This window comes from Actinoallomurus acanthiterrae, from assembly GCF_054775715.1.
Genome location: NZ_BAAHCO010000001.1, coordinates 4,038,691 through 4,053,989 on the forward strand (window position 1 = coordinate 4,038,691; position 15,299 = coordinate 4,053,989).

Here is a 15,299-nt window from a genome sequence, read left to right on the forward strand (position 1 = left end):
AATGATCGGGGATGCGGGGGCGAGGGGCAAATCCGGCGCGCCGAGAGGTGCGAACCTCTCGCATCCGACATAACGGTCGCAGGCGATACTTACCGAATTTCCGAAACATTGCAGCGTCTGGGAACCAAGCCCTAGTGTTTACCGTCGGACCAGCGGATGTGCGCCTCCGACGCGCCACCCAGCGGGCCTTCGGGGCAGTGACGGGAAGGTTGTTTCGTGACGCAGCTTGTCGTGGAGGGCAACGGTACGTCGGTGGCTCTCGATCCACGACGTACCTACCGCGTGGGCCGGGATCCTGGGTCGGAGATCGTCGTCGCCGTCGACGGCGTCTCCCGTTCGCACGCGACCCTGCGATTCGACGCCGGTCAGTGGGTGCTGGAGGACAACGGCAGCGCGAACGGCTCGTACGAGGGCGGTCGCCGGATCCAGCGGGTCGCGGTCGGACCCGGCAGCGAGATCCGGCTCGGCCACCCCGAGCAGGGCGTTCCGCTGACCTTCCGGGCGGGCCAAGCGGCGCCGCCCGGTCCCGGACAGACGCCTGCGGCGGGTACGGGGCGGCCGCAGTCGCCGGCCGACCCGCCCGGTTCCCAGTCGCCGTACCAGCAGGACGCCCCCTGGGGCGCTCAGCCTGCCGGGCCGTCGCAGCCGGGCATCCCCGGTCAGTACCCTCCGTCGACGCCTCAGCGGCCCGCTGCGGCAAGCGGTACCGGGCCGCACGGCTACCCGCCCGCTCCTGAGGTCCCCCAGCAGCCCACGCCCGGTGGCACCGCGCCGTACGGCTACCCGCCGGCGCCGGAGCAGCCCGCGCCCGGTGGCACCGCGCCGCACGGTTATCCGCCCGCGCCGGACGTGTCCCAGCGACCGGCCGCGGCGGGCGGCACGGCCCCGCACGGGTATCCGCCCGCGCCGGAGCCGCCGACCGGTGGCACCGCGCCGCAGGGCTACCCGCCGGCGCCGGCGGCGTACCCCGGTCAGGCCCCGCCGACCGCGGCTCCCGGGGCGCCCGTGCCGCCCCAGCAGCAGCCTTCCCCGTACGGGACCGCGCCGCAGCAGGCGCCCGGGTACGGCGGCGTCCCGACCCAGGTTCCGCCGGGCTCCGGCAGCGGCCCGTATCAGGCTCCACCCGGCTCCGGCAGCGGCCCGTACCAGGCTCCGCCCGGCCCCGGAGGCGTCCCCGCCTGGCAGAGCGCCCCGACGCATCACCCGGGGCAGGGCCCGGCACAGGGCCCGCGCCCGCGGTCGCCGATCGTGCAGACGATGAGCGGTCAGTACCGCGAGCCCGCGCACATCCGGAACCTCGGCGGTTCCAAGGTGGTGCGCATCGGCCGCGGCCCCGAGAACGACATGGTCGTCGCCGACCTCCGCGTCTCGCGCCAGCACGCCGAACTGCGCTCCGCCGGCGGCACGTACGAGATCGTCGACCTGGGCAGCCGAAGCGGCACCTACGTCAACGGCCGGCGGGTCGAGCGCGCGCCGATCGGCCCGCAGGACATCATCGGCATCGGGCCGTCGACGTTCCACCTGGTGGACGACGTCCTCATGGAGTACGTCGACGCCGGAGCGGTCCGGCTCAGCGCCCACGACCTCACCGTCACCGTCGACAAGGGCAAGGTGCTGCTCGACCACGTGACCTTCCCGCTGGGGGAGAAGTGCCTGGTCGCGGTCATCGGCCCCAGTGGCTCGGGCAAGTCGACGCTGCTGCGCGCGCTCACCGGCCTGCGCCCCGCCGACCAGGGCGTGGTGTCGTACGACGGGCGTGACTTGTACCGCGACTACGCCGAGCTGCGCTCCCGCATCGGGCTCGTGCCGCAGGACGACATCCTGCACACGCAGCTCACCGTACGCCGGGCGCTCCTCTACGCCGCCGAGCTGCGGTTCCCGGACGACACCCGGCAGCACGAGCGCAAGGCGCGCGTCGACGAGGTGCTCAAGGAGCTGGGCCTGGACCACCGCCGGGACAACAAGGTCTCGTCGCTGTCCGGTGGTCAGCGCAAGCGCGTCAGCGTCGCCCTCGAGCTGCTCACCAAGCCGTCGCTGCTGTTTCTCGACGAGCCCACCTCCGGCCTCGACCCGGGTCTGGACAAGTCGGTCATGCAGATGCTGCGCGGCCTGGCCGACGACGGCCGTACGGTCGCCGTCGTCACGCACAGCGTCGCGAACCTCGACATCTGCGACCGGCTGCTCGTCATGGCGCCGGGCGGACGGATCGCGTACTTCGGCCCGCCGAAGGAGGCGCTGCCGTTCCTCGGGTTCGACGACTGGGCGGACGTGTTCCAGGCGTTCGACGACCCGTCCATCGACTGGGGCGGCCGCTACCTGCAGTCTCAGGAGCACCAGCGGTACGTCCAGTCGGAGCTGGTCCAGCCGGTCGCGCAGACCGGCCCGGTCGGCGGCAACTTCGAGCAGCCGCCGAAGGCGCAGAGCTGGCCGGAGCAGCTGAGCACGCTGATCCGCCGCTACTGCCGCAGCATCGCCGCCGACCCGATGTTCCTCGGCATCACGGTGCTGCTACCGATCATCATGGGCCTGCTGGCCCGTGCGGTGCCCACCGGCAACCTGCTGGCGCCTCCCGGCAACGACAGCCAGGCCGCGAACCTCCTGCTCATCCTGTGCATCGGCGGATGCCTCACCGGCGCCGCCAACGCGGTGCGCGAACTCGTCAAGGAACGAGCCATCTACCAGCGAGAACGCGCGGTCGGACTGTCCAGATCCGCGTATCTCGCCTCGAAACTGCTCGTGCTCGGCCTGGTCACCATCGCGCAGGGCGTCGTGCTGACCCTGGTGGCCATGCTCGGCGTCAAGACGCACGACAAGGGCGTGATCACGACTCCGTTGGTCGAGCTGGTGCTCGCGATCGCCCTGCTGTCCTTCACCGCGATGACCATGGGCCTGCTGATCTCCGCGCTGGTCAAGACCAGCGAGATGACGATGCCGCTCCTGGTGATGACCACGCTGGTCCAGGTCGTGTTCTGCGGCGCCCTCGTGCACCTCGACGGCAAGCCGGGGCTGGAGCAGGTCTCCTGGCTGGTCCCGGCCCGGTGGGCGCTCGCCGCGATGGCCGGCACGCTCAACGCCGGTGTGCTGATCCCCAGCCGGGGCGACGCGCCGGACCCACTGTGGAAACAGGACACCGGCACGTGGGCGTTCGACATGGGGATCATGGTCGTCCAGGTGGTCGTCCTGACGTTCCTGGTCACGCGGATGCTCCGCCGCCAGGAGCCCGAGGTCATGCGCAAGTAGCGCGCCGCGCGCGAGAGGGGGAACACCGGGCGGTGTTCCCCCTCGGTATCGTTGATCACCACGCCCGACGGCGCTCGAACCTGGAGGTGCCATGGCGTCCGAATCGAGAGAGCCCTGGTCGTCGTCGTCCGCCGACGACGCGCAGGTCCAGCGGCCCCTGACGCTCGACACGTCCGTGCCGCACACGGCGCGCATGTACGACTATCTGCTGGGCGGCAAGGACAACTTCGCCGTCGATCGCGCGGCCGTGGAGAAAGTGCTCGCCGCGATGCCGGACATCGCGCAGAGCATCCGGCTCAGCCGACTGTTCCTGCGCCGCGCGGTCCGCTACGCGGTGCGGCGCGGCATCACCCAGTTCCTCGACGTCGGCACCGGGATCCCGACCGCCGGCAACGTGCACGAGGTCGCCCAGGAGATTCTGCCCGAGGCCCGTGTCGCGTACGTCGACCACGACCCGATCGTGCTGACCCATGCCCGGGCGCTGCTGTCCGACGAGGAGCAGGGACGGGTCACGATCGTCATGGGCGACATGCGCGAGCCGGAGACGATCCTCGCGAATCCCGAGGTGCGGGAGATCATCGACTTCGACCGGCCTGTCGGCCTGATGCTGGTGGCCGTCCTGCACTTCATCCGCGACGACGAGGACCCGTACGGCCTGGTGAAGCGGCTGTGTGACGAGCTGGCGCCCGGCAGCATGCTCATGCTGACGCACGCGACGATGGATCCGGATCCGGAGACCGGCGAGAAGGCCTCCGCAGGCTGGGCCAACGCCTCGTCCACGATGAACATGCGGACCTTCGACGAGATCGCGCGTTTCTTCGACGGGTTCGAGTTCGTCGAGCCGGGCCTGACCGGGCGGTGGAATCCCGACGACGAGCCCATGGAGATCCTGGAGCAGAGCATCAAGAACATCTGGGGATACGGTGCCGTCGCCGTCAAACCGCCCGCCGGACCGGGCGAGGGCGCCGGTCGCTGACCTGGCCCGGAGCCGCCTGCGGTGCGCCGCCGGATCAGAGAGCCCTCCCTGGTGTGCGAGCCGTCCGCGGAGCCGTACCATCATGGGGCCGAAAGGGGATGTGGAATGCCGGAGACGTGGGCGGTTGTCGGTCTGGACAACGGCGGGACCAGCAACAACGCGACAGTGCTGGACGCCGCTGGGAAGTTCCTCGTCGATCGGCTCGTGGAAACACCCAGCCGGGTGCTCGAAGGGCCGGAGGTGGCCGTCGAGGCCCTCGCCGCGGCCCTCACCGGAGTCCTCGAGGTGACGGGCGTCGATCGGGCGCAGGTGCGCGCGGTCGGCCTGGACACCCCCGGACCGGCGAGCGCGACCGGCGTGATCTCCAGCAAGGGCGCCACCAACTTCCCGCAGCCGGAGTGGTGGGGCTTCGACATCCGCACCGCCCTCGAGGAGCGCCTCGGCCTGCCCGTCGTCTACAACAACGACGGCAACGCGGCGGCGCTGTACGCCCACCACGCCCACTTCGGCGCCGACGCCTTCGGGCACTCGTCCATCTCGGCGATCGTGGGCACCGGCCTGGGCGGCGGTGTGATCGAGTCGGGGAAGGTCGTCAAGGGCGCCGCCGGGATGGCCGGCGAGCTCGGGCACGTGAACATCCCGATGGAGGGGCTCCTGCAGGACGCCCAGCCGGTGCCCGCCTGCAACTGCGGCTTCTCCGCCGACGCCGAGAGCGTCGCCTCGCTCACCGGGATCACCAACAACCTGCTGCCGTACTGGCTGAGCCGGTTCCCGGACCACCCGCTGAGCGCCGAGCCGCTCGGCAAGGCGGCGAAGCTCGTGCGCGGGTACGGCGAGAAGGACGACCCCCTCGCCCTCAGGATCTTCGAGCAGCAGGCCATCGCGCTCGGCCGGCTGTTCACGATCGCGGCCAACTTCACCGACCCGAGCGCGTACTTCGTCGGTGGGGGCGTGGTCGAGACCGGGCCGAGGTTCCGCGGGTGGTTCCTGGACAAGGTCCGCGAGCACACGGTGCTGCGGGAGGAACAGGAGCGCGTCGCGGAGTTCGCGCTCGTCCCCGACCTCGACATGGCCGGCGCCCGCGGTGCCGCCATCGCCGCCCGCGACACCCTGCAGGACTAGGACACGCCCTAGGTCACACAGCACGCGGCCGCCCACCGCGACGAAGCGGTGGGCGGCCGGGAAGACCGGTCAGGCGGCGTCCGCGGACGCGCGCCTGCCGAAGAACAGGCCGTCGGCACTGACGCGGCCCGCCCCGACGACCGCGAGGGCCAGGGTGACGGCCGCGAGGGTGAGGACGAGCTCGTAGCCGCCCTTGTCGACGAACAGGCCCTTGTCGACGTGCACGGTCAGGAACGCGCCGACCATGTCGAGGAAGAGCAGCACTCCGGCGATGGGCGTGAGCAGCCCGAGGATCAGCAGGATCCCGGCGCCGAGCTCGACGAACGTGGCGTAGTACGCGGAGAGGGTCGGGGCGGGGACGCCCATCGCCTTGAACGCGTGGCCGGTCGCGGTCAGGCCGTTGGTGTGGAACTTCTGCCAGCCGTGGGCGACGAAGACGACGCCGATCGCGACACGGGCGACGAGCAGGGCCACATCGACCACGGGCGGCGGGATACGGCGGGTCATGAGCGAGGTCCTCCTGAATGCCGGTTTCTTGAGCGTTCAAGAACTTAGCAGCTACTTGAATGCTCAACAACTCGGCTAGAATCGTGCCGGTGAGCGAGACACGATGGCTGAGCCCCGACGAGCAGAGCGCCTGGCGGGCCTACCTGAACGCGCACCGGCTGCTGCTCGACGCGGTCGACGCGCAGCTCCGTCGTGACTCCGGCATGCCGCACGCCTACTACGAGATCCTGGTCCGACTCTCGGACACCCCCGACCGGGCGTTGCGCATGTCCGTGCTCGCCGACGGTCTCCGCGTCTCCGCGAGCCGGCTGTCGCACGCGATCGCGCGGCTGGAGGAGCGCGGCTGGGTGCGCCGGGAGGACTGCCCGACCGACAAGCGCGGTCAGCTCGCCGTCCTCACCGACGAGGGCTTCGCCGCCCTGGCCGCCGCCGCGCCGGGACACGTCGAGGCCGTACGGGGCGCGCTGTTCGACGCGCTCGACCCCGAGCAGGTCCGATGGCTCGGCGCCATCAGCCAGACCCTCGCCGACCACCTCGCCTCACCTGAACACCGGACCGGCTGACCCGGCTCTCGGGATCGGCTGACCCGGCTCTCGGGATCGGCTGACCCGGCCCTCGGTGCGAGACGCGGCGCGGGCTGGACCCGATCAGCGCCCGGCACGACGACGCGAGGTCCCCACGGGAAGGTCACGCGCTCATTCCGGTCGACCGGAGTGATCAGGACCGCTATGTTCCGCGCCGGCCCGGATCGAGGTGCGGAAGCCGCCCGGCGTGGTGGCGTATTCGCGGCGGAAGGCTTTCGCGAAGGCGAACGCGGAGCCGTACCCGACGTCCTTGGCGATCTGCGCGAGGGTCTGGTCGGTGTCGCGCAGCAGCCGGGCGGCGACGGTCATCCGCCAGCGGGTGAGGTACGTCAGCGGCGCCTCCCCGGCGAGCGCGGTGAACCGGCGCGCGAACGCGGCACGGGACAGGCCGGCCACGGTGCCGAGCCGTTCGACGGTCCACGGGTACGCGGGTTCGGCGTGCATGGCGGCGAGTGCCTGGGCGGTCACCGGGTCGGCGAGCGCCGCGGACCAGCCGGAGGCGCCGTCGGACTCACGCAGCCAGGCGCGGAGCATGTACACGAGGAGAGCGTCCACCAGCGATGGGACCACCGCCGCCGCGCCGGACGGCCCTGTCCGCAGTTCCTCGCTGAGCAACGCGACCATCGCCTGCAGGCCGGCGTGACGGCCCGGCAGCGCGGGCAGATGCAGAACCTCGGGCAGATCGCGCAGCAACGGATGCGGCTGCCTGCGCTCCAGCCGATACGCGCCGCACACGATCGTCGAGCGCGGGCCGTGGCCGGGCACCGTCATTCGGCCGTACGGCGCGGAGGCGAACTCCCGTTGCGGCGAGAAGCCGGTGAGCGGCGCCCCGGGCGCGGATTCCAGCGTGTGCGGCAGGCCGCGGCACAGCAGCACGACGTCCCCGGGGCCGAGGTCGACGGGCTCGAATCCCGTGCCTTCGCCGGGCCCCTGCCGGTCCGGCAGCGGGGTCAGCCGGCACGTGCCCTGGAGAACGACGTGGAAGGCGGCGCCGGTGACATGGTCGAAGCGCAGTCCCCAGGGTGCGTCCGCCTGAGTGTGCGCGGCGACTGGCCGCCCGACGCGGATGGCGGTCAGGATGTCCGCGAGTACGTCCACGGTGTGACGGTAACGCGCGAGCCGATGAGACGTACGGACAATGAACAGAGACTTTGAGCCATTATGCGTCTCGACTGCCGTACCTATCGTGGCGTCTGAACGATTGATCGACATCGGAGGAGGAAGACGCGATGAACGTATGGGTCGAAGGCGCCACGGGTAAGGCCGGACGGCGCGTGGTCGAGGCACTGACGGCCGCCGGAGTGCCGGTACGCGCGGCCGGCCGTCATCCCGGCGAGCCGTCGCCCGGAGTGACGCCGGTGCTGTTCGACTGGTACGACGAGACCACCTGGGAGCCGGCGCTGGGAGACGCCGACACTCTGTTCCTCAAGGGCCTGGACAGCAACCCCGAGGCCGATCGGCTCTTCGCCCGGCTGATCGCATCGGCTCCGCGGGCGCGCCGCGTGGTGTTCATGTCCAAAGCCGCCGTCGGACGCACCCTGGCCGACACATCGCGGCGCGCCGCGGAGCTGGCGGTGCAGCGCTCCGGAAGGGCATGGACCATCCTGCGGCCGAACTGGCTGCTGCAGAACTTCGACGAGGACGAGCGGGTGTTCGCCCGGGCGCTCCGCGAGGACGGCGAGCTGTACGCCTCCAGCGGTGACGGCCTGGTCGGTTTCGTCGACGCCCGGGACGTCGCCGCCGCGGCCGTCGCGGTGCTGGCGGAGGACGGCCACGACGGGCGGTGCTACACCATCACCGGCCCGGAGGCGATCACGTTCGGCCGCGTCGCCGAGGTGCTGGCCATGGCCTCCGGCCGCCCGATCCGTCACGTCGAGGCCACGGTGCCGCAACACCGTGCCTACTTCGCCAGGTCGGGCGGTCCCGATGCCTGGATCGATCACATGCTGCACCTGTTCGAGGAGGTCAGGACCGGCGTGTACGCGACCGTCACCGACGACCTTCACCGGCTCACCAGGAACCCGCCTCGCAGCCTGGAAACGTACGCCAAGGAGGTATGGCCCCGGTGACCTGTTCGGGGCCTGTCAGCGGACCGTCACGGGTTCTTGAGGCGCAGCGCGAGGGCGGGGCACATGTCGATCGCCTGGTGGGCCTGCCGGAGCAGCCGGTGCGGTACCGTCTTGCTCTCGACGACCGGGAAGCCGAATTCGTCCAGGCTCACCAGGTCGGGGACCAGGTGCCCGCACAGGCCGTGCCCGGCGCACCGGGCCCAGTCCACCGTCAGCCGCAGCCCGGTGTCCTCGGACTCTTCCGAGGCCGCCTCTTCGCCGTCGATCGGCAGCAGCCCGCGTACCGGCCGGCCGCAGGACCCGTCGGCCAGGTGGACCGCGACGTCCTCCGCGAACACCTCGAGGGCCGAGGCGATGAAGCGTGACGTGCCGTCCGGGTGATGGCAGGCCCCGCGCCCCTTCACGACCTGCATGCCCTGCCGTACGGCCGACAGGGCGTCGGACCGGGAGTCGCCCTCGGCGAGCGCGCGCAGGGACCGGGCGAGGGCGGGCAGCCCGAGGCGGCAGGGGCCGCACTGCCCGGCGGTCTCCAGGCCCATGTAGGCGGCGACCCGGGCGACCTCGCCGAGCGGGCAGACGTCCGGGGCGAGCGGCAGGATGATGCCCGCGCCCAGGCTCGCGCCGGCCTTGGCGATGTCCTCCCGCGACACCAGCGCCCGGTTGGCGGCGGCGGGCGGGAGCCACGCGCCGTGGTAGCCGCCCATCAGGACGCCCTGGCCGACGTCCGCCCGGCACAGGTCGAGCACCTGGAACAGCGGGGTGCCGGCGGGGGCCTCGACGACGACCGGCCGCCCGCTGGATCCCCAGACGGAGAGGAGGACGGTCCCGGGCTCCTCGGCGGTCCCGATGGCCGCGTACAGGTCCGGCCCGAGCTGGGAGAGCAGCGCGAGCTGGGCGAACGTCTCGGCGTTGGACAGCAGGGTGGGCAGCCCGTCCACGCCGCGCTCCGCCGCGCGTACCTTGCGGCCCGGCGGGAGCGCGGGATTGCCGTTGACGCCGTTGACGAGCGCGCCGCCCTCACCGGTGACGAAGCGTTCCGGCAGCCGGACGACGCGGATGAACCCGCCGAGGTTGCTCTCCACGACCGCGCTGCGGATGGACCGGCCGGCCCGGCCGCCGTCCGTCACGCCGATGACCACCTCGCGGGCGCCGAGCGCGAGGGCGGCGAGCATCGCGCCGTCCAGGATGAGGTGCGGGGTGCGGGCCATCAGCAGCTTGTCCTTGGCGCTGGCGGGCTCGCCCTCGGTGGCGTTGACGAGGACCACCGTCTGGGCGTCCTGACGGCGGGCGGCCGAGATCACCGCCTTGACCTTGCGGGCGAAGGGGAAGGCGGCGCCGCCTCGGCCGCGCAGGTCGACCTTCTCCGCCAGCGCGATCAGCTCGCGCACGCTCCGCCGCCGGAACTCCCCGTGGATCTCCCGGTGCGCTGTCTGGTCGATCCGCTGGTGACGGTGGAGTCCGCGGCCGAGGCGCGGCGGCCCCACGTACCGGTAGTCCATCATTTGCGGTCGCCCAGCCACGGCGCGGTCTCCGCGCGCAGCGCCGCCCAGAACTGCTCGTCGGGCAGGTCGCCGCTGTCCGCGGAGCTCTTGGCGTTCGCGTCGACCCGGTCGCGGGGATCGGCGCCGCCGTGGCGCGCTCCGGCGCCGCCGCCCGTCACCCGGCCGTCGCCCCGGACCTTGCGGGCGCGGAGCATGCGCCGGTCCCGGGCCAGGCGCGGCAGCCGGCCCGTCGCGGCGATCAGTACCAGGACGGCGCAGATGATGTAGCTCCACGTGACCCAGGCCTTCGGCGGACGGCCCGCCATCAGACCGTGGATGATCGCCAAGGGCCACATCACGTACGCGAGCGCGTGCACCGTACGCCACATCCACGGCCGCGCGTTGCCGACGAAACGGCCGCGCAGCACCCCGGTGCCGAGGATGACGACCAGCAGGTCGCCCGCGATGGTGCCCAGTCCGACCAGGACGGCTCGTCGCCCGTGGCCGGTGAAGGGCAGGAACGCGTCCAGCACGCCGGCGTGCGCCTCCATGACCTTCAGGACGATGTGCGTGGCGAGGAAACCGACGGCCATCACCGCGGTCGCGCGGTGGGCGCCCTGGGCGAGGATGCGCAGGCCGATCGGCAGGGTCCGCTGCGCGGCGGCCACGCCGGCGACGACCGCGGCGGTCGCGGCCAGAAGCGCGAACACGCCGACGTAGAACTCCAGGAACGCCCGGAGCCGCACGACCAGGGCGGCGCCCTGCGACGTCCGGCCGACCACCAGCACGAAGGCGAGGAGCAGCAGCGTGACCAGCGTCGTCCGGGCGCGGCCGGGTCTTCGGGGGGGACGGTCCCGCACCCCGCGGCGCCGCGCCCCGGTCTCCCGGGGGCCGTGCCGCGGGCCGGCGACCCGCTCAGAGGCTGTCATTGGGGCTCCCGCCGGGCAGGGGGACGTTCGGGACCCGCACGCTCGGCGAACCGGACTTCGGCGTGCCGGAGGGGGAGGGGCTTCCGGACGGTACGGGCGGTGAGGTCGGCATCACGCCGAAGTTGAGCAGCGGGTTGCCCGAGTCGACGCGGACACCGGCGCGCTCGGCGAAGGTCGCCGCCGCCGTCTCGCGCAGGGTCCAGCCGCCGATCTGGAGCCGGTCCAGGCGCATCGGGCCGTCCGCGTCGCTGAGCGCGAAGCGGACCATCCGCTGCGGCGCCTCCCCGCCTCCGCACGGCTGCTCGGTGCCGGTACGGCCGAGGTAGTCGCCGCGCTTCACGAGGCTGCCGTCGCTTACCCGCGTGACGTCGCTGAGCTGGTAGTACTCGCTCGCCAGCCCGTTCGGGTGGATCAGGAGCACGAGTCCGTGCCCGGGCGCGGAGGAGCACAGCCGGTAGATCCGGCCGTCGCCGGCGGCGACGACGCGCCCGTCCCCGCCGTCGAAGCCCGACACGCCCTGGTCCGAGGCGAGGAGGGACCAGGACTGTCCGATGCTCCACGGCAGCATGAGGCCCGTGTCGAGCGGGGTGTCGGCCGCCGCGCTGAACTTCGCCAGCACCGGCCGCTCGGCGTCCGACACGACGGAGGCCGGCGCCTTGTTCAGCAGGGCGGCGAACTCCGGGGTCCCGGCGAGGGCGACCTCCCAGCCGGTCCCCGTCATCTGCGCGAGAAAGACGGATGACTCCGGCATCACCGTCATGTCCGACGGCGGGGGGATCGTCTCGGTGCCGAACGCCCAGTCGTCACGGCGGTCCATCCTGCTCAGCCGCACGATGGGGGTGTTCAGGGTGCTGACGCCGTAGTTACGCCGGGCCGCGGGGCTGCGTTCGGCGAGTACCACCTTCTCCACCTTCCGGCTCAGCTGAGTGGCCGGGCTGACCGGGGTCCGGGACGGTGAGGGATGGGCGGAGACCGTACGGTGCGTGCGCGTGGGCGTCGCGTGGACGCGGCGCCGTTCGGCGACCGGGTGCCGGGCGGACGGCGGCATGACGACCTGCTCGACGATCGCGGCGAGCATCAGCCCCACCGCGATGACGACCACGCTGCCCAGGGCGGAGATCCGGTCGCCCAGTGACGCCACCGGCCTCCGGCGCCGTGGGGGGCCGAGCCGTCCGTGCCTTCGGTGAGTCCTCGGCATCGACCTGCCTCTCCAGAGGACGATCGTTAGGTGATCGAAACCGGATTGCGAGAGGAGTGTAGGGCTTTATGGCCTTTTCGAGCGCTGAAAACGTGAAAAAACGTCACAGGGAAGGTCGGCTTTGCGGAGCGGAATGAGATCGTCACGGCGCGCGCCCGATTCAGCCTCGTTTCCGGCATCGGGCCATTTCAGCGAAGCGGCCCGCGAACCGCCCGATGCGGCCATTCGAGCCGATGGGCGGCTGTGAACTCGTAAGGACGCACCGGACGGTGCCTATTGTCCGGATCCGGCCAGCTTTCCGGACAGTAGGAAATGCGTTGCGGACAGTGCTCAGCCTCGTGCGGGGACGGTCAGCCCGGCGAGGTTCCAACCGGTGAGCCCGACGACGGGCGTCGCGCCCCGGAGGTCCGCGACACGGTAACTCGCCGTCAGAGTAGCGCTCTGGCCCGGCCAGAGGGTGACGTCATTGTCGCTCCAGCGGATCGGCAGGACCTGGTCGTCACCGCCGAGCGCGTGGCCGTCGGACCTGCCCCGGCGTATGTCGGCACGCGTGAACACCGTGGGCACCGGCTTGTTCCCCACGTTGCGGATCGTGACCGTGGTGGTCGCCTCCTCGCCGTTCCGCCGCGTCGACGCGCTCGCCTGGACCTGCGCGGCGGGCAGGCTCCGCAGCCCCGTCAGGTCCGCGTAGCCGTCCGGCGCGAACACCGCGCCGCTGCCCTGGCCGAGGCTCTTGGACCAGTCGATCTGGTCCGCCTTCGTCGACAGCCAGTAGACGTTCCGGCTCACCGTCGCGTCCGGCCGGCTCAGCGTCAGCTCCAGGAAGTACGTCGTGGAGATCCCCGCCGGGACCTTCGGAGTCGCTACCGTCCGTACGTCCTGGCTCGCGAGGGCCGGAACGGCCTGCCGGACCGTCGCCCGTACGGTGCCGTCGAGGTCGATGAACCGCGCGGTCGCCGTAAGGCCGGACTGCGCCGCGTTCGTCAGGTTCGCCACCTTGACCGACTTGTCCGCGTAGTCGTACATGACGTGCACCGGCTCGCCGGCCTTCTTGGCGCCGAAATACACGCCCGGCTGGTCGAAGTCGTAGTTGTACAGGTTCCAGTGCAGCGACGGCCAGGCCTTGTTCAGCATCCAGTAGATGACGCCGGTGCTGGGATTGACCTGGTCCTTCGAATGCCCGAGGTACGCCTCGAACTGCGCCCGAGTGACCTCGTACCCGCCCATCTGGGCGATCTTCTGGTAGGACGCCATGTCGGACCAATGTCCGTAGCGATTCCACAACGGAGTGTTGTACTGCCCCATCCGGGCGGTCTTTGTGTAGCTGTTGTACTTCGGATAGACGTGGTAGATGTCCGGGCCAGAGTCCGGTCCGCCCGCCGTGCTCGGATCCCACACCTTCTGCTGGTCCGCCGCCGTCAGGAACCGGTTGAGCGAGTCCTGGGTCGGCACGGTGTTGCCGGCGCTGGTCTCGGTGTCGTACGCCCAGGCGCTGCCCGCGTTGGTGTAGGTCGGGTCGTTCTGGTCCACCGTCTCGGGCCCGTTCGCCCACCAGTAGCCCGGCGGGACGTAGTTGTACGGGCCCTCCTTCGAGCCCGAGGGGCCGAGCTTCGGTGACGACTTGTACTCCGCGGCCGACACCTGGGGCGTCGGCCAGTCCGCCGCCGCGAACGCCGACAGGTAGATCGCCTCCTTGGCCGCGTCGGGCGCCGCGTCGCTGCCCTGGTAGAAGGTGAAGACGCTCGGGTGGTCGCGCAGCCACTGCGCGACGTGCGTGGCCTGGTTGCCGGCGTTCGCCTTGAGCGCGTCCGGCCACTTGGAGGAGGAGTCCTCCCACCGGTCGCAGCACTGCCAGCCGGGCATGGCCAGGATGCCCTCGCGGTCCATCTGGGCGAACATGTCGTCCGGCGGCAGGTTCCCCTCGAAGCGCAGGGTGTTCAGCCCGAGGTTCTTGACATAGGAGAGCTGGTCGCGGATGTTCCGCGGGTCGTACCGCATGAACATGTCCGGCGACCAGCCGCCACCGCGGATCACCAGGGGCACGCCGTTCACGATGAACTTCCGCGAGCCGTGCGACGCGTGCGTGCCGGCGGTCACCGGCGTCAGCGACGACGTGACGGTACGGATGCCGAAGTCCTCGTCGGTGCGGTCGGAGGCGCGTCCGCCGACGCTCGCGCGCGCCGTCAGGTGGTACAGCGGCTGCGCGCCGAGCTGGTACGGCCACCAGACGGCGGGGTGCGCCAGGTGCAGCGACCGGTGGTCCGCCGGCGTCAGCGTCACCGTCCGGGTCGACCGGGCGGGCACCGTGACGTCCGCCGCCACGGCGACGCGCGTCCCGCCGTGCGTGATCGTCGCGTCCAGCCGCGCCTTCTGCTCCGCGTCGGTGTCGTTGCGCACGTCGGCCTTTATCGTGAGGTCGGAGCTGCTGAGGTTCGCGGCGTTGTGCTGGACGACGTGGACGTTCCGCAGGGAGACCGGCCCGGCCTGGGCGAGCCGCGGCGCGAAGCGCAGACCCGTGTTGGCGTCCGGCGCGGCCGGGTTCCAGTCGAGCTGGCTGTCGGTCAGGTACGTCTTCTTGTCGTTCTTGGCGACGTCGAGCGCGATGGCGTTCTGGCCGTCCCGGACGTACGGCGTGATGTCGTACTCCAGCCGGGAGTAGGCGCCCTGGAGCTGCGACCGGTCGGCGACCTTGGTGCCGTTGACCCACAGGTCCGCCGTGCCGAGGACGCCGTTCATGATGAGGAACGTGCGGCCGTCGCGTCGCGGGTGGACGGTCAGCTGCTCGCGGTACCACCAGTTCACGTTGAACTGGTCGGCGGGGACCTTCGCCAGGTTGTCGGAGTAGAAGACGTTCGGGTAGCGCCCGTTCTCGAGCAGCCCGGCCATCACCGTCTGCGGGCGGCTGATCGGCAGCCAGCCGCCGGTCGCGTAGTCGGGCCGGGAGATCGTCGCCCCGGAGCCGCCCGCGACGGCGGAGGACTGGATCTTCCAGCCGGAGTTCAGCTCGCCGTCCGACGAGGGCGCGGCCGACGTCGCGCTCGGCGCCGCGGCGATGGCCCCGGGCAGCGTGGCGAGGGACTCGGGCGGCGCGGCGCCGGTACGGGCGGCCGCCGAGGCCGGCGTGGCCGCGGCGAGCACCGCGCATGCCGCCAGGACGATCGGATGCCACCTCAGCCTGGACACGGCGCCTCCT

Annotated in this window: 11 protein-coding genes; 5 read left to right on the forward strand and 6 right to left on the reverse strand. The window is 71.7% G+C overall.

Features of this window, described 5'->3' with window-relative positions:
- The first annotated feature begins 216 nt into the window (after positions 1-216).
- The 3 genes from ACYVF7_RS19595 to ACYVF7_RS19605 all read left to right on the forward strand — a co-directional run bounded on the left by ACYVF7_RS19595 (position 217) and on the right by ACYVF7_RS19605 (position 5,338).
- A complete protein-coding gene (locus tag ACYVF7_RS19595; protein WP_460342298.1) occupies positions 217-3,240 on the forward strand; it encodes an FHA domain-containing protein in 3,024 nt (1,007 codons plus the stop codon).
- 91 nt (positions 3,241-3,331) lie between these two features.
- Positions 3,332-4,216 carry an SAM-dependent methyltransferase gene (locus tag ACYVF7_RS19600; protein WP_460342301.1) on the forward strand — a complete coding sequence of 295 codons (885 nt, stop codon included), beginning with the start codon at positions 3,332-3,334 and terminating at the stop codon, positions 4,214-4,216.
- A gap of 105 nt (positions 4,217-4,321) precedes the next feature.
- Positions 4,322-5,338, forward strand: a complete 1,017-nt coding sequence (locus tag ACYVF7_RS19605) for an ROK family protein (RefSeq protein ID WP_460342304.1) — start codon at positions 4,322-4,324, stop codon at positions 5,336-5,338.
- Between the two features lie 69 nt (positions 5,339-5,407).
- Here ACYVF7_RS19605 and ACYVF7_RS19610 read toward each other — a convergent pair whose 3' ends face one another.
- Positions 5,408-5,845 carry a DoxX family protein gene (locus ACYVF7_RS19610; protein ID WP_460342307.1) on the reverse strand — a complete coding sequence of 146 codons (438 nt, stop codon included), beginning with the start codon at positions 5,843-5,845 and terminating at the stop codon, positions 5,408-5,410.
- 89 nt (positions 5,846-5,934) lie between these two features.
- Between ACYVF7_RS19610 and ACYVF7_RS19615 the strand changes: the two genes are divergently transcribed.
- Positions 5,935-6,408, forward strand: a complete 474-nt coding sequence (locus ACYVF7_RS19615; RefSeq protein ID WP_460342310.1) for a MarR family winged helix-turn-helix transcriptional regulator — start codon at positions 5,935-5,937, stop codon at positions 6,406-6,408.
- 132 nt (positions 6,409-6,540) lie between these two features.
- Here the strand turns inward: ACYVF7_RS19615 and ACYVF7_RS19620 are convergent, their stop codons facing one another.
- Positions 6,541-7,527 (reverse strand): AraC family transcriptional regulator, encoded by a 987-nt coding sequence (locus ACYVF7_RS19620; protein ID WP_460342313.1) that lies wholly within the window; start codon positions 7,525-7,527, stop codon positions 6,541-6,543.
- Between the two features lie 131 nt (positions 7,528-7,658).
- Here ACYVF7_RS19620 and ACYVF7_RS19625 point away from each other — a divergent pair, with 131 nt between their 5' ends.
- Positions 7,659-8,498, forward strand: a complete 840-nt coding sequence (locus tag ACYVF7_RS19625; protein ID WP_460342316.1) for an NAD(P)H-binding protein — start codon at positions 7,659-7,661, stop codon at positions 8,496-8,498.
- A gap of 26 nt (positions 8,499-8,524) precedes the next feature.
- Here the strand turns inward: ACYVF7_RS19625 and ACYVF7_RS19630 are convergent, their stop codons facing one another.
- From ACYVF7_RS19630 to ACYVF7_RS19645, 4 genes are all read right to left on the reverse strand, one after another.
- A complete protein-coding gene (locus tag ACYVF7_RS19630) occupies positions 8,525-10,000 on the reverse strand; it encodes an NADH-ubiquinone oxidoreductase-F iron-sulfur binding region domain-containing protein (protein WP_460342319.1) in 1,476 nt (491 codons plus the stop codon).
- Positions 9,997-10,908: a hypothetical protein gene (locus ACYVF7_RS19635; RefSeq protein ID WP_460342322.1), complete on the reverse strand. Its 912-nt coding sequence runs from the start codon at positions 10,906-10,908 to the stop codon at positions 9,997-9,999. Before ACYVF7_RS19635 ends, ACYVF7_RS19630 begins: the two co-directional genes overlap by 4 nt.
- Positions 10,895-12,049, reverse strand: a complete 1,155-nt coding sequence (locus ACYVF7_RS19640; RefSeq protein WP_460342325.1) for a M23 family metallopeptidase — start codon at positions 12,047-12,049, stop codon at positions 10,895-10,897. The genes ACYVF7_RS19635 and ACYVF7_RS19640 overlap by 14 nt, the downstream gene beginning before the upstream one ends.
- A 387-nt stretch (positions 12,050-12,436) precedes the next feature.
- Positions 12,437-15,289 (reverse strand): glycoside hydrolase family 2 protein, encoded by a 2,853-nt coding sequence (locus ACYVF7_RS19645; protein ID WP_460342328.1) that lies wholly within the window; start codon positions 15,287-15,289, stop codon positions 12,437-12,439.
- Positions 15,290-15,299 lie beyond the last annotated feature (10 nt).

Coding starts and splice junctions, on each gene's coding strand:
- ACYVF7_RS19600 (WP_460342301.1), top strand. CDS start 3,332: ATGGCGTCCGAATCGAGAGAGCCCTGGTCGTCGTCGTCCGCCGACGAC.
- ACYVF7_RS19635 (WP_460342322.1), bottom strand. CDS start 10,908: ATGACAGCCTCTGAGCGGGTCGCCGGCCCGCGGCACGGCCCCCGGGAG.
- ACYVF7_RS19630 (WP_460342319.1), bottom strand. CDS start 10,000: ATGATGGACTACCGGTACGTGGGGCCGCCGCGCCTCGGCCGCGGACTC.
- ACYVF7_RS19610 (WP_460342307.1), bottom strand. CDS start 5,845: ATGACCCGCCGTATCCCGCCGCCCGTGGTCGATGTGGCCCTGCTCGTC.
- ACYVF7_RS19605 (WP_460342304.1), top strand. CDS start 4,322: ATGCCGGAGACGTGGGCGGTTGTCGGTCTGGACAACGGCGGGACCAGC.
- ACYVF7_RS19625 (WP_460342316.1), top strand. CDS start 7,659: ATGAACGTATGGGTCGAAGGCGCCACGGGTAAGGCCGGACGGCGCGTG.